We start from the raw sequence: 14,413 nt of genomic DNA, 5'->3' as shown, positions 1-14,413 counted from the left end.
GGGACCAAACCATGGAAATCGTGCCGCAGCCCGTCCGAAAGAAGAGAACCAAACTCAAAATTACCTCTGCGCTTCTCATCACGCTGATCCTGTTCATTGCCATCCTTCAATTCATCCCTGTTCAACCTGCAGAAAAACAAGCTTTCCTCAAAAAAGGCAAGCGTCCGCTGATTATCGCGCATCAAGGCGGAGACGGCATGGCTCCAGGCAACACGCTGGCAGCCTTCTCGCTATCTGAAAAACTAGAGGTAGACATGCTTGAGATGGACGTTCATCCCAGTATCATGTTTATCTGGGATGAACGTCCATCTCATGTAAGTCAGAGAGGTTAAGAAGTGATATTTCTCCTATATTCAACGGGTGTATAGTTCGTCTCTTTCTTGAATAATTTAGTGAAATAAGAATAGTTTTCATACCCAACTTTAGATGAAATGAGATGAATTGGCAGGTCAGTATTTTTCAATAAATCTTTAGCAATCTCCACTCTTTTTCTAATAATATAGTTTACTAATGATATGCCTGTCTCTTTTTTGAATATTCTTGCGATATAGTCAGGGCTTAGATATACAACTTTTGCTAACTCATTTCTTGATAAATTCTCCTCATAGTTTTGATCAATGTAATTTTGAAGGGTGGTGACAACAGACTCTTTTGAATCTGCGAACTTGGAGTAGCTTATGGAAACCTCAACCAAATAGTCGATATAGCATAAAAAGTCATCAATCGATCTTAAAGACTGAGAAAGAAGCAAATCAGCCATTTTCCCTTGAAATAATTTGTTTGCTAATATTTCTTTTCTCTTCAAGTATGCATAAATTATCTGGGTTAGATCTTGCCTTAATCGATTTAGTATTTCCAGATCTAAAGCATTTTGGTTAAGTAATTCCACTGTATATTGATAACATTTATTTGCAAAGCTCAGCTTGTCTTCACTCTCAAGATAATGCTCAAGTAGATAAAGGGGTGGTTCTGCATATTTGTTATCATTCTTTATGAGATTTTCAACTATAAATAATTTGTTCCTAAAATCCACGATATTTTCTTTCTTTTCCTCTAATTCTTGAGTTGCTTGAGGTAATTCTTCTAAAAGGGCATTATTTCCAAGGAAGCATTGAATATCACAGTTTAGTAGATTGTTAATAGTCATAATAAAATGGTTAAAGTAAAGAGACCCTTCGATGGAATCCATTCCCTGATTCAGTTTAAAGCATGCAAGATATTCATACTCGTTTCTCCCATATTGCGCAAGGAATTCTATATCTGCAAAACGGTTATTAAAACTAATCTTCAATAATTCAATTAACGAGTTCTCTATATCTGCATCAGGTTGGATGGACATTTGAAGTTCCTGATAGTCTTTGACCCTATAGGGGAATAGAGCGATATAAAATGGTATAAACCGGTCTTCAAGCGAGTAATTGACCTGATTCATTTCAAGCAGTTCAAGCAGATTCTCCCTTTTTGAAAAATTGGTGTCTCTTAAGTATGTGTACCAAAATTGCTTTTGCAGGGTTTCTTTGTTTTGCTGCCGGTAATTCATCATTTTTACGGCATCGTCTATACTTTGTGATGCTTTCAATTTCATAATAGCTTTTTTCACAATTAACTCCAGCTTATCAAATTCGATAGGCTTTAAATAATACTCAAAGCTTTGCAGTTCGATGGCTTTTTGCGCATAGTTGAAATCTGCGAAGTTCGTTAAGAAGATTGCCTGAAGATCGTAGCCCTCCAATCGTATCCACGACAGCAACTCTAACCCGCTGCCCTGAGGCATTTCAATATCACTAATTAAAAGATCAACCTTCTCTTTTTCCAAAAGTTTTTTTGCTTGCCGGATGTTATTGGCGGTAAAGATTTTCTTAATGCCAAGAGCATTCCAGTTCATTTTTTTTTCTAAGGCTGTAACAACAAACCGATCATCGTCTACTATTAATACATTCATTATTTCACTCCTCATGAATCAGAAATGGAATGATTAAGCTGATTTCGGCCCCGCTGTTTGCACGGTTTGTAAAATGTATGGAAAAACGTTCTCCGTACAGCAGCCGCAGTCTCTGTAAAACATTGTTTATACCGATATGGTCCCCATTTTCATTAGTTAAAGAAACATTCTTTTGAAGCTTACTTAGAACATGTGCTGGAAAGCCTGGACCATTATCCTTCAAGGTAATTTCAATCCAATCATCATCCTTATTTTGGATTTTTCCTATTTGTAATGAAATCATAGAATAGTCATCCAATGCAACAGCATATTTAATCGTATTTTCTATAAAAGTCTGCAGCATCAGAGGTGGAATAAGAGCATGTTTGACCTCACTTATAACATGACTCTCAAAGACAAAAACAGGACCGTAAACTAACTTTTGAATGGAAAGATAATCATTAATATGGTCTAATTCCTTTTCTAATCTGACAAAATTCTGATCAGTCTGAAATAAATATCTGAAGTATTTTGAGGTAGATAGGGACATCTGTTTTATTTCTTGCACCAGGTTCATTTCGGCCATGCTGTATATAGTAGTTAAACAATTTAAGTAAAAATGCGGCTTTATCTGTAATTTCATAAAGTCTATTTGAATTTGTTTTTTTTCAAATTCTTGTTCATAGACATTTATTCTTAACTTCTTCACTTCCGATATTAAATTTTTAAAATGCTGGCTTGCTTCTTCCAGTTCAAGAATATTGCTTTTTTCAAAGTCAATGATTTCATTATTTTTATTAATCACAGACAGATTTTTTGAAAAGGCTATTACAGGATTAAAGACTTTCTTTTTTATATACAAAATAACCAAAAATAAAATCAGACTAATGCAGATGGTTGCCGAAATTAATGAGAATTGTGCAAACATTACCTTTTCAAATGCACCAAAATGATCGATGCTGACATGCATAGAAAAAGGAAGGGATGTGATGTCGCTGGTGAAATTCAGGTTAGTGGTAAGAACGGAATTGTTTTCGAGATTTTCTTTATTCTTAGTAGAAGAAGTTAAAAAACCGTGCTGTTCATTTTCTATGATGATTTCTCCGTGTTTTCCTAAATTTATTTCGTTCAAGGGTTTTAACAAATCATCAACAGAAATAAGAGAAATGAACATTCTGTTTTTATATTCTAATAAATGGTACAAATAGAACGTGTTATTAATCTTCAAAGATGTCCATGTGTATAGGTTTTCATAATTATTTCTTGTGATTTTCTCTGACCAGAAAAAGTTTTTCATTTTTTTATAATCTGAGTAGGATAATTTGATTGGAGAGCTATTAAAAAAATAGTTCTCTTTTTTTAATGCTAAAAAGAATTGATACTCTTTCCCTGTTGAATACTGAAAATCATCTACTCGTGACCTGAAATCCCAGATGCTTTTGGGAAGCTCAGACATGTCCTTGGATTCTTCTATTTTTTCAATTAGAGGGTCGTGCTTTACTGTCCAGATCATGAAGTGATCAATAGCATTTAATTTCTGCTGGGTTTCCTTTATGTAGAGGTTTATGGTATTGGATATATTTTCAATGTTTTGTTGCCGTGTAATGGAAATGGTGTACGAACTAACGAGAATATTGATCAGGAAAATAATCATTAAGATGATTAAAAGTACTTTTAAGTAGTGCATGACAGACCTTGAAGCAGAGTTGTGTTTACCGGAATGCATGATGTAACCTCCCATTAGCAACTTAGTATTCATTATAAAGATTAATAATGTCTTTTCTAGTAAAATTCAGTCAGGAAAGTGGCTGAATTCATGAGAAAAGACTGAATACTGCTATTTTTTCTGAATAATTGTTCAAATAAGCAATCAATTACCTGAATAGTAGTATGGAATCACCTGTTTACAGCTATTTGTTTATGAATGCGCTGTCATATAATGATGATTATAAACAAAGGAGGGGGAAAGTTGGAGAATAAAATCGCAACAGAGAATTTTCCTGAAACATCAGTTAGAGTAAAGAATGAAAAGGCTTCAAACAGGCTGAAAAATCTAAAAAAAAGCGGACCGCTATATGTATTGCTGCTGCCCTCAATGATTTTGCTCATTTGCTTTACGTATCTGCCGATGTATGGAATTATAATCGCGTTTAAAGATTATTCGCCTGCACTGGGAATATGGGGAAGCCCTTGGGTTGGTTTTAAGCACTTTGTTCAATATTTTAATTCTTATCAGTTTGAACTTACGATCAAAAACACTTTAAGCATAAGTCTGTACAGTTTATTGGTTGGTTTTCCACTGCCGATTGCACTTGCTATATTGTGCAACCAGATACGAGTAGGGATGTTCAAGAAAGTGTTTCAAGTTACAACCTATCTGCCCCATTTTATCTCCACAATGGTTATGTGCGGCATGATATTAATTTTTCTATCGCCAAGTAACGGGATGATTGCTAACCTGTTAAGCCTGATCGGTATTGAAATGCCCAATATTTTGTCTAAGTCTTCTTTATTCAGCAGTGTTTTCGTTTGGAGTGACGTATGGCAGCATGTAGGCTGGGACAGTATCATATATCTGGCTGCTCTTTCAGCTATTAATCCAACTTATTATGAAGCTGCTACCATAGATGGGGCCAGCAAAATGCAAAAGATTATCTATATTGACCTGCCGCTATTATTGCCAACGGCGATGATTCTATTAATTTTAAGAGCCGGGGGACTGCTGAGCGTTGGCTTTGAAAAAGTGCTTTTATTGCAAAATCCTATGAATCTAACCGGCAGTGAAGTTATATCAACATATGTATATAAGCTTGGGCTTCAGAATTTCCAGTATAGCTTGTCTACAGCAATCGGATTATTTAACACGGTCGTCAGCGTTATTATCTTATTATCGGTAAATTGGCTCTCTAAAAGACTTACAAAAACCAGCTTGTTATAGAAAGAGGGAAGGAATTTGAGAAAAAAAGGCGTTGGAACAGCGCGTAAGACTAAGAAGCATTGGAAGGATCGCTTTTTTGATTTTTCTGTATACGGAATAGCGATTATGATGATGATCCTGATTATCTATCCTTTGTGGTTTATTGTAATCGCTTCCTTCAGTAATCCATCTGACGTGGCTAATGGAAATGTATGGTTCTGGCCAAAAGAGTGGAAATTAGATGGCTATATTGAATTAATGAAACAGGAAATGATCTGGCGCGGATACTTAAACACTATTTTCTATACTTTAATCGGTACATTTATCGCTTTATTTGTAAACATTCCTGCCGGATATGCCTTATCAAGACAGGATTTATTTGGAAAAAAGATTATCTCAATGTTTTTTATTATTCCTATGTTTTTTGGAGGAGGCCTAATTCCTACCTACCTTGTAGTAAAGAATTTTGGACTAATAGACACTTTCTGGGTACTGGTATTACCATTCTCTGTTTCGGTTTTCAACATTATCATCGCAAGAACCTTTTTTAGAAACAGTCTTCCTGAAAGCCTGTGGGAAGCAGCCCAAATAGATGGTTGCGGAACAATCAGATATTTTATAACAATGGTACTGCCTTTATCCAAAGCTATCCTTGCAGTTATCGGGTTATGGACAGCGGTGGGAATTTGGAATTCGTGGTTTGATGCCATGATTTACATTTCAAATGAAAATCTTCAGCCGCTTCAGCTGGTATTAAGGAGAATTTTGATAGCAAATGAATCTATGCTTGGGACAGCCTCAGGTGAATTGGCATCAGAACTTCGCAGATTATCGGAAATGATGAAATATGCAGCGATTGTTGTTTCAACACTGCCTATTATGTGTCTATATCCGTTTTTGCAAAAATACTTTAATCAAGGTGTCATGATTGGCTCTATTAAAGAATGATTAAAAGAGGGGGATTAAAAATGAGTAAAAGAAAATGGGGACTGCTTTTAAACCTGACAATAGCAGCAAGTATTGCTGTGGGATGCACAAATTCTCCATCTAATTCAAATTCTAAAGATGGCGATGGCGATTATAAAATTGCCACTGTTCGCTGGGGCGACTGGGGAGACGAATTTTTAAAAGGCTTTGTAGAGGAAACGGAGAAAAAGGCAGGAATAAAAATAGACTGGGATGTCTATCAAAATAGTGAATGGGGAGATAAAAAATCCTTGCTGCTGGCAGGAGGGGACTTACCTGATGCCTTCTTTGGATCATTGGCTCTGAGTGATGCAGATGTTGCAAAAAATACAGGGGTGTTTATCCCTTTAGAAGATTTAATTGAAGAAAACATGCCTAATTTAAACGCGGCGTTTAAAGAAGATCCGGCATTGCGCGCGATGGTCACTTCTCCTGATGGGCATATATACAGCTTGCCTAAAAAACTGCCATTAAGGCCTATTGCAGGTAATTCAATGTTCATTAATCAGAAATGGCTTGATAACACAGGGAAGTCTATGCCTGAAACCTATCAAGAATTTTATGAAGTACTAAAAGCATTTAAAGAAGAAGATGCTAATGGGAACGGAGACCCCAATGATGAAATCCCCTATGGCGGTGGAATAATGGAGTTTCTTTTGCCATTTGGGTTACCTAAAGGAGCTTATTCTTCAACCATGACCATAAAAGATGGAAAACCGGTATATATTCCTACAGAGGAAGCCTACCAGGAAGGGATTGAATGGATGCATAAAGCGTATAAAGACGGGCTGATTGATCAAGAAACATTTACACAGGATGCATCAATGGCTGATTCCAAACGTAAAGGCGATGAGGGCTCTTTAGTTGGTGCAGCTAATGGATGGACACCTGATGCCGCGTTTGGGCCGAATGCGGAAGAATATGTGCAAATGCCTGCATTAGAAGGTCCAGATGGTGAGCGGTACGTTATGACAGATGCGCCTGTTTACTCAAGGAATGAACTCATGATTACAAATAAAGCTGAGGACCCTGCAAAGCTTTTAAAGTGGGCTGATCAGTTTTATACAGAAGATGCAAGTATTCAAACATTCTACGGTTCGTTTGGGACAGGAGTAGAAAAGCTGGATGACGGAACATATAAAGTGCTGGATGCCCCGAAGGATGAGTCAGCAGATATATACGCTTGGATTCATTCCTTCAGGGATTTTGGTCCCAAATATGTAAGTGAAGGGTTCAATAGTAAAGTGACTCTCCCTAAAAACGGGGGTGACGGACTGAAGCTCGAACTTGACAAGCAGATTAATCAATATGCTAAAGAACAATTCCCGAATGTCGTTTATACAGCAGAAGAAATAAATCGCTTAAGTGCTTTAGGTACAGACATTGACTCTTATATTTCCTCTATGCAATCTAAATGGATTGTTGAGGGAGGCGTTAGGAAAGAATGGAAATCCTACATTTCACAGCTTAATAAGATGGGGCTTAAAGAATACTTGAACATTCAAAAAGATGCATATAAGAGATATCAGAAAAACCTTTAAATCTATTTAAACTCGCAAGAAGTGAGGGACGGCCGGCTTAAAGATACTTTAATCCGGCTGATTTTTTATCCGATTGCAGCAAACACACCGGGGAGCTGAAGAGATGAATCAACTTCTGAATTTTAACAATCCATTAGCTAAGATCTTATCTAAAATAGTGGATATAGTCATTTTAAACCTTCTTTTCATCTTATGCTGTCTTCCGCTAATAACCATTGGACCCTCTATTACTGCGTTATATGCTGTCTCTCTGAAAATGGCAAAAAATGAAGAATATCAAATAATAAAAACTTTCAAGAAAGCTTTTGCCGAAAATTTCTTTCAATCTTTCATGATATCTATGTTCCTTCTTGCAGGCGGCATAGTTCTTTATATGGATTTTCTTTTTTTAAATCAATTTAATGGTGTTTTTCGCTTGTTCCTTTCGAGTGTACTTGCGGTCTTCGGATTGATCTATGTAAGCCTGATGCTTTTTTTGTTCCCGTATTCAGCGGGATATCGTAATTCAATAAAAAATTTGATTTTAAATTCATTAGTAATCGGTCTGCAAAATATCTTTTACACTCTTCAAATAGTCACTCTTACTTTAGTTCCGGCAATCTACTTTATCTCTTCACCTATGGGATTATTGACAGGGATATATTTTGCGACATTTGGAGGCTTTGCTTTGCTTGCGTATCTCAAATCTTTCTTGTTTAATAAAATGTTTTCAAAATATGAACCATCCTCCTGCTAATAAACCAAGGAGGTAGAGAATTCTGATTTAAAGAGTTATTGATACTGAAACATATAAAAAAATTAGAAGAATTACAGGAGGAGAATAATGAAGGTAACAATATGGAATGAAAATCGGCATGAACAAAAAAATCCGTCAGTAAGAGAGGTATATCCAAATGGAATCCATGGTGCCATTTCTGAGTTTTTGCAGGATGCTGGATTTAATGTTATTACAGCCACCCTAGACGAGCCGGATCATGGATTAACCACAGATGTGTTGGAACAGACTGATGTTCTTATTTGGTGGGGGCATATGGCTCATGAAGAAGTTGAAGATGAGATCGTGATGAAAGTTAAACAGCGAGTTTTAGAAGGAATGGGTCTGATTGTTCTTCATTCCGGGCATTTCTCAAAGATTTTTAAAGAATTAATGGGTACAACCTGTGATTTGAAATGGCGTGAAGCAGACGAAAGAGAACGATTATGGGTCGTATCACCAGGTCATCCAATAACTAAAGGAATCAATGAATTCATTGAATTGGAAAAAGAAGAAATGTATGGAGAGCACTTCGATATTCCAGCTCCTAATGAATTGGTATTTATGAGTTGGTTTGAAGGGGGAGAGGTTTTCCGAAGCGGGTGCACATATTACCGCGGGAATGGAAGGATATTTTATTTTAGACCAGGGCATGAAACATATCCGACTTATTATCATACAGAAATTCAGCAAGTCATCATTAACGCTGTCAATTGGGCTAAACCTTTAAACAGACGCCTTCCGATCTATGGACAATCACAGCCTTTAGAAAAGATTGCGGGCAAAAGTATTTAAGGGAGCAGTCTGAAGGCGTGGGCCATAGGAATATCAAATATTAGTTAAATAATACAGATGTATATGGATAGGATAGATTGATTTTCAATCTATCTTATTTTTTGTTAGTGAGTGTTAAATAAAACTCATAAGTTTAATAGCCAAACCAGCATTCACGTGTTATAAAGAAACTATAACAACAAAGGAGGTCAAGCTTATGCAAACCTTCCCGCAGCCCGCCAGGAAAAAGAAAGCCACATTCAAAATCACCGCCGCCATCCTCATCACTGTACTGCTCTTTTTTATCATGATTCAATTTATCCCTGTCACCCAAACCGAAAACCACTCCTTCCTAAAAAAAGGCAAGCGTCCGCTGATTATCGCGCATCAAGGCGGAGACGGCATGGCTCCAGGCAACACGCTGGCAGCCTTCTCGCTATCTGAAAAACTAGAGGTAGACATGCTCGAAATGGACGTCCATCTCTCCAAAGACGGAGAAGTGGTTGTCATTCATGATGATACTGTTGACCGCACAACAAACGGAACCGGCTCAGTAAAAGACATGAGTCTAGAACAGCTTAAGCAGCTGGATGCCGGCTATCACTTCGTCGGACCGGACGGAACTCATCCTTATAGGAATAAAGGCGTTACCATCCCAACCATGGATGAGATTTTCACCACTTTCCCAGGCTACCCGATGACCATCGAGCTGAAAACCGCCGACCTGTTATTGGCAGACAAAATGGCCGATCTGATCAAAAAACACAACATGACCGACAAAGTCATCATCGCCTCATTCTATGACGAAGCGCTGAACTACTTCATCGAAGCATCCGACGGCAAAGTGCCTGTCAGCTCGCCATCTGAAGCAACACGCAACTTTGTCATTGCCCATAAGCTGTTCGTTGAACGCCTGATTCCCATGAACAAATACACGGCAGTGCAAATCCCAATGAGGGCAAGCGGTCTTGATCTGACTTCCGAGAGAATCGTCAAATCACTGCACAACCGAAACATCGCTGTGCAATACTGGACGATCAACGATGAAGACAGTGTGCGAAAGCTGGTTGAAATCGGCGCGGACGGGATCATGACGGATCATCCGAACTTTGTGAAAAAAGTGCTGGATCAGGAATACGGAGAGGTGCAATAATTGCGGCCTTTTGTTGCTTTAATGCACTGACTTTTGATATCATCAGAGTATTGTTTGCACGAGATTTAACGGAGGTGGAGCACATGTCACGCATTTCAAAAGAAGAAGTGAAGCACGTTGCGAATTTAGCCCGCTTGGCTATAACTGAAGAAGAAACAGAAATGTTCACAAATCAATTGGACGCGATCATCACATTCGCCGAGAAGTTGAATGAACTTGATACAACAGGCGTTGAGCCGACAACACACGTATTAGAAATGAAGAACATTCTGCGCGAAGACAAAGCAGAAAAAGGATTGCCAGTAGAGGATGTCGTGAAAAACGCTCCTGACCATAAAGACGGATACATTCGCGTGCCGTCCATTTTAGAATAAGGAGGGAGCAGCCACTATGTCATTATTTGACCACAAACTGTCAGAGTTAAAAACACTTTTACATAAAAAAGAAATCACCGTAACAGACCTTGTTGACGAATCGTACAAACGAATTCATGCCGTCGACGATCAAGTGAATGCCTTCCTTACATTAGATGAAGAAAAAGCACGTTCCTACGCAAAGGAACTGGATGAAGCGATCGGAACGCGCGATGAATTTGGTCTTATGTTTGGAATGCCGATCGGCGTAAAAGACAACATCGTCACGAAAAACCTGCGCACAACTGCGGCTAGTAAAATCCTTGAAAACTTCGACCCGATTTATGACGCAACCGTTGTTCAGCATTTGAAGAAAGCGGAAGCTGTCACAATCGGAAAATTAAACATGGATGAATTCGCAATGGGCTCTTCAACAGAGAACTCAGGCTACAAAGTCACGAAAAATCCATGGAATCTTGAAACCGTTCCAGGCGGATCAAGCGGCGGCTCGGCTGCAGCAGTTGCAGCTCGCGAAGTACCATTTGCCCTTGGATCAGATACAGGCGGATCGATTCGCCAGCCGGCAGCCTTCACAGGTGTCGTTGGACTAAAACCTACATATGGTCGCGTATCGCGCTTTGGACTGATCGCATTTGCATCATCTCTTGATCAAATTGGACCATTAACAACAAATGTTGAAGACAATGCCTTCCTGCTTCAGGCCATTTCAGGCGTAGATAAAATGGATTCTACGTCAGCAGACGTTGAAGTGCCTGACTTTTTATCTGCATTGACTGGCGATGTAAAAGGCCTCAAAATCGCCGTGCCGAAGGAATACCTGGGCGAAGGTGTCAGCGAAGAAGTAAAGCAGTCTGTCCTTGATGCGTTAAAAGTATTAGAAGCACAGGGTGCTACATGGGAAGAGGTATCTCTGCCTCATTCAAAATACGCGCTCGCTACTTACTACCTGCTGTCTTCATCAGAAGCATCAGCAAACCTTGCACGCTTTGACGGCGTCCGTTACGGCTACCGTTCAGACAATGCGAAGAACCTGATCGAATTGTACAAGCAGTCCCGTTCAGAAGGCTTCGGCGATGAAGTCAAACGCCGCATCATGCTAGGAACATTCGCACTCAGCTCAGGCTACTATGACGCTTACTACAAAAAAGCACAGCAAGTCCGCACACTCATCAAAAAAGACTTTGAAGATGTGTTTGAAAAATACGATGTCATCGTTGGACCGACAACACCGACTCCTGCCTTTAAAGTAGGCGAAAAAACAGATGATCCGATGACAATGTATGCAAACGATATTTTGACAATTCCGGTGAACCTTGCAGGCGTACCTGGAATCTCCGTGCCTTGCGGATTCTCAAACGGATTGCCGCTTGGCCTTCAAATTATTGGAAAACATTTCGACGAAAGCACAGTTTACCGCGTTGCACACGCATTTGAGCAGGCAACCGACCATCATAAAGCAAAACCTGAATTGTAAGGGGGGAAATCATGAACTTTGAAACGGTCATTGGACTTGAAGTCCACGTTGAATTAAAAACAGAATCGAAAATTTTCTCAAGCGCACCGAACCATTTCGGCGCTGATCCAAATACAAACACAAGCGTGATTGAGCTTGGCTATCCAGGCGTTCTGCCGGTACTGAACAAAGAAGCCGTTGATTTCGCCATGAAAGCTGCAATGGCTTTGAACTGTGAAGTTGCGACAGATACGAAGTTCGACCGCAAGAACTATTTTTACCCGGACAACCCGAAAGCTTACCAGATTTCCCAGTTTGATAAGCCAATCGGCGAGCACGGCTGGATTGATATTGAAGTGAACGGCTACAAGAAACGAATCGGCATTACCCGCCTTCATTTAGAAGAAGATGCTGGCAAGCTGACACATACAGGCGACGGTTATTCTCTTTGTGATTACAACCGCCAGGGAACACCGCTGATCGAGATCGTATCAGAGCCGGACATCCGTACACCTGATGAGGCTTACGCTTATCTCGAAAAGCTGAAAGCGATCATTCAATACACAGGCGTATCAGACTGTAAGATGGAAGAAGGCTCACTCCGCTGTGACGCCAACATCTCCCTTCGCCCGGTCGGCCAAGAGAAATTCGGGACAAAAGCAGAGCTGAAAAACCTGAACTCGTTCAACTTTGTCCGCAGAGGCCTTGAGCATGAAGTGAAGCGCCAGGAGGAAGTTCTTTTATCAGGCGGCATCATCGAGCAGGAAACACGCCGCTTTGACGAAGCAACGGGAAAAACACTCTTGATGCGCGTAAAAGAAGGATCTGACGACTACCGCTACTTCCCGGAGCCGGACCTTGTGTCGCTCTACATTGATGACGAGTGGAAAGAGCGCATTCGTTCAACGATTCCTGAGCTTCCGGATCAGCGTCAAAAGCGCTACGTCGAAGAGCTTGGCCTGCCATCTTATGATGCACAGGTCCTTACTCTGACAAAAGAAATGTCCGATTTCTTTGAAGCGACAGTGGCAAAAGAAGCAGACGCTAAGCAGGCTTCCAACTGGCTGATGGGTGAAGTGAGCGGCTACTTAAATGCTGAAGGCAAAGAGCTTCAGGATGCAGCTCTTACACCAGAAGGACTTGCAGGCATGATTAAGCTCATCGAAAACGGCACAATTTCAACGAAAATCGCGAAAAAAGTGTTCAAAGAGCTGATTGAAAAAGGCGGCAATGCCGAACAAATCGTTAAGGATCAAGGACTTGTCCAAATCTCTGACGAAGGCACGCTCCGCAAAATCGTGAACGAATCACTGGATGCGAATCCGCAATCCATCGAGGACTTCAAAAGCGGCAAACAAAAAGCAATCGGCTTCCTTGTCGGTCAAATCATGAAAGCAACAAAAGGCCAGGCGAACCCGCCGATGGTCAACAAACTTTTACTAGAGGAAATTCATAAACGATAAAACCAAGAGACGGCGCCGCGAGTGAACATCACGTATGGCGCCGTTGTTTTTATCCGGCTTTGGCTATACTAGTTCTAGGGTTTGCGTATCTAACAAAAAAGGTGTAGTATAATTGATGGTTTGTTAGATACAACAAATCATGGAAATACATTCTAACTTAGGATGATGGGGAAAATGAAAAGAGCAAGAATAATCTATAATCCAACATCAGGGCGCGAAGCCTTTAAAAAACAATTACCTGAAGTTCTTCAGAAATTTGAAATAGCCGGCTACGAAACGTCATGCCACGCAACAACCTGCGAAGGCGACGCCATCCAGGCAGCGAGAGACGCAGGCGAACGAGGCTTTGACCTTGTCATTGCAGCAGGCGGAGACGGCACCGTAAATGAAGTTGTAAACGGCCTTGCAGACCTTGAAAAAAGACCTCAGCTTGGCGTAATTCCCGTTGGAACAACCAACGACTTTGCGCGTGCGATCGGAATCCCGCGCGACAATATCTTAACAGCAGTAGACTCCATCCTTGCAGGCGAAGCAAGAGCGATCGACATCGGACGCGTCAACGGCCACTACTTCGTCAACATCGCAGGCGGCGGACGTCTCACTGAACTCACATACGAAGTCCCAAGCAAGCTGAAAACCGTACTTGGCCAGCTCGCTTACTACCTGAAAGGCATCGAAATGCTGCCTTCCATTCGTCCGGCAGAAGTAGAAATTGAATACGACGGAAAGCTGTTCAAAGGCGAAATCATGCTGTTCCTCGTATCACTCACAAACTCTGTCGGAGGCTTTGAAAAGCTTGCGCCAGACAGCAAGCTGAACGACGGCATGTTCGACCTGCTGATCTTGAAAAAAGCAAACCTTGCCGACTTCATCCGGGTCGCAAGCCTTGCCCTCCGCGGTGAACATATCAGCGACAGCAACATCATCTACACAACTGCAAACCGAGTGAAGGTCATATCCGCTCAAAAAATGCAATTAAATCTAGACGGCGAATACGGCGGCGATCTGCCGGGCGAATTCGTCAACATGTACCGACACATCGACGTCCTCATGCCGCTTGCAAAAGCCCAGTCCATGGACGAATAGAAACTTGGCCC

At 40.5% G+C, this 14,413-nt stretch carries 13 protein-coding genes; 11 read left to right on the top strand and 2 right to left on the bottom strand.

The genetic code is table 11. From position 1 onward, the window contains the following. The first annotated feature begins 11 nt into the window (after window positions 1-11). Complete coding sequence (locus E2R53_RS19100; protein ID WP_133313342.1) at window positions 12-332, top strand: hypothetical protein; 321 nt, start codon at window positions 12-14, stop codon at window positions 330-332. On the opposite strand, the gene E2R53_RS19095 is transcribed toward E2R53_RS19100, so the two are convergent. After that, window positions 329-1,942: a response regulator gene (locus E2R53_RS19095; RefSeq protein ID WP_165971041.1), complete on the bottom strand. Its 1,614-nt coding sequence runs from the start codon at window positions 1,940-1,942 to the stop codon at window positions 329-331. The genes E2R53_RS19100 and E2R53_RS19095 overlap by 4 nt on opposite strands. Window positions 1,943-1,946: 4 nt before the next feature. Continuing rightward, window positions 1,947-3,647: a sensor histidine kinase gene (locus E2R53_RS19090; protein WP_165971040.1), complete on the bottom strand. Its 1,701-nt coding sequence runs from the start codon at window positions 3,645-3,647 to the stop codon at window positions 1,947-1,949. A gap of 243 nt (window positions 3,648-3,890) precedes the next feature. Here E2R53_RS19090 and E2R53_RS19085 point away from each other — a divergent pair, with 243 nt between their 5' ends. From E2R53_RS19085 to E2R53_RS19040, 10 genes are all read left to right on the top strand, one after another. Continuing rightward, on the top strand, window positions 3,891-4,859 hold the full coding sequence (locus E2R53_RS19085; RefSeq protein WP_286166308.1) for an ABC transporter permease: 969 nt from the start codon (window positions 3,891-3,893) through the stop codon (window positions 4,857-4,859). A gap of 15 nt (window positions 4,860-4,874) precedes the next feature. Further along, complete coding sequence (locus tag E2R53_RS19080; RefSeq protein ID WP_286166307.1) at window positions 4,875-5,786, top strand: carbohydrate ABC transporter permease; 912 nt, start codon at window positions 4,875-4,877, stop codon at window positions 5,784-5,786. Between the two features lie 20 nt (window positions 5,787-5,806). Beyond that, the gene (locus tag E2R53_RS19075) at window positions 5,807-7,345 is read left to right on the top strand and encodes an extracellular solute-binding protein (RefSeq protein WP_133313339.1); all 1,539 of its coding nucleotides are present in this window, start codon (window positions 5,807-5,809) and stop codon (window positions 7,343-7,345) included. 103 nt (window positions 7,346-7,448) lie between these two features. Further along, window positions 7,449-8,081, top strand: a complete 633-nt coding sequence (locus tag E2R53_RS19070; protein ID WP_133313338.1) for a YesL family protein — start codon at window positions 7,449-7,451, stop codon at window positions 8,079-8,081. Window positions 8,082-8,168: 87 nt separating this feature from the next. Then, on the top strand, window positions 8,169-8,894 hold the full coding sequence (locus tag E2R53_RS19065) for a ThuA domain-containing protein (protein ID WP_435796803.1): 726 nt from the start codon (window positions 8,169-8,171) through the stop codon (window positions 8,892-8,894). 196 nt (window positions 8,895-9,090) lie between these two features. Next, window positions 9,091-10,026, top strand: a complete 936-nt coding sequence (locus E2R53_RS19060; protein ID WP_133313336.1) for a glycerophosphodiester phosphodiesterase — start codon at window positions 9,091-9,093, stop codon at window positions 10,024-10,026. Window positions 10,027-10,109: 83 nt separating this feature from the next. Beyond that, entirely contained in the window at window positions 10,110-10,400 is a 291-nt protein-coding gene (gatC, locus tag E2R53_RS19055; protein WP_133313335.1) for an Asp-tRNA(Asn)/Glu-tRNA(Gln) amidotransferase subunit GatC, read from the top strand. 16 nt (window positions 10,401-10,416) lie between these two features. Continuing rightward, window positions 10,417-11,874, top strand: coding sequence for an Asp-tRNA(Asn)/Glu-tRNA(Gln) amidotransferase subunit GatA (gene gatA / locus E2R53_RS19050; RefSeq protein ID WP_133313334.1), 1,458 nt, complete (start codon window positions 10,417-10,419; stop codon window positions 11,872-11,874). Window positions 11,875-11,885: 11 nt separating this feature from the next. Beyond that, window positions 11,886-13,316: an Asp-tRNA(Asn)/Glu-tRNA(Gln) amidotransferase subunit GatB gene (gene gatB / locus E2R53_RS19045; protein ID WP_133313333.1), complete on the top strand. Its 1,431-nt coding sequence runs from the start codon at window positions 11,886-11,888 to the stop codon at window positions 13,314-13,316. Between the two features lie 174 nt (window positions 13,317-13,490). Continuing rightward, complete coding sequence (locus E2R53_RS19040; protein WP_133313332.1) at window positions 13,491-14,402, top strand: diacylglycerol kinase; 912 nt, start codon at window positions 13,491-13,493, stop codon at window positions 14,400-14,402. Window positions 14,403-14,413 lie beyond the last annotated feature (11 nt).

The organism is Peribacillus frigoritolerans, assembly GCF_004358755.1.
Classification (GTDB): Bacteria; Bacillota; Bacilli; order Bacillales; family Bacillaceae; genus Bacillus_P.
The sequence above is the reverse complement of the archived record's forward strand: the minus strand, read 5'-3'. Positions and strand labels throughout refer to the sequence as shown.

Bases quoted from the DNA above. Each gene is read 5' to 3' on its own strand.
- E2R53_RS19100 (WP_133313342.1), top strand. From the start codon at position 12: ATGGAAATCGTGCCGCAGCCCGTCCGAAAGAAGAGAACCAAACTCAAA.
- E2R53_RS19095 (WP_165971041.1), bottom strand. From the start codon at position 1,942: ATGAATGTATTAATAGTAGACGATGATCGGTTTGTTGTTACAGCCTTA.
- E2R53_RS19090 (WP_165971040.1), bottom strand. From the start codon at position 3,647: ATGCATTCCGGTAAACACAACTCTGCTTCAAGGTCTGTCATGCACTAC.
- E2R53_RS19075 (WP_133313339.1), top strand. From the start codon at position 5,807: ATGAGTAAAAGAAAATGGGGACTGCTTTTAAACCTGACAATAGCAGCA.
- E2R53_RS19070 (WP_133313338.1), top strand. From the start codon at position 7,449: ATGAATCAACTTCTGAATTTTAACAATCCATTAGCTAAGATCTTATCT.
- E2R53_RS19065 (WP_435796803.1), top strand. From the start codon at position 8,169: ATGAAGGTAACAATATGGAATGAAAATCGGCATGAACAAAAAAATCCG.
- E2R53_RS19060 (WP_133313336.1), top strand. From the start codon at position 9,091: ATGCAAACCTTCCCGCAGCCCGCCAGGAAAAAGAAAGCCACATTCAAA.
- gatC (WP_133313335.1), top strand. From the start codon at position 10,110: ATGTCACGCATTTCAAAAGAAGAAGTGAAGCACGTTGCGAATTTAGCC.
- gatA (WP_133313334.1), top strand. From the start codon at position 10,417: ATGTCATTATTTGACCACAAACTGTCAGAGTTAAAAACACTTTTACAT.
- gatB (WP_133313333.1), top strand. From the start codon at position 11,886: ATGAACTTTGAAACGGTCATTGGACTTGAAGTCCACGTTGAATTAAAA.
- E2R53_RS19040 (WP_133313332.1), top strand. From the start codon at position 13,491: ATGAAAAGAGCAAGAATAATCTATAATCCAACATCAGGGCGCGAAGCC.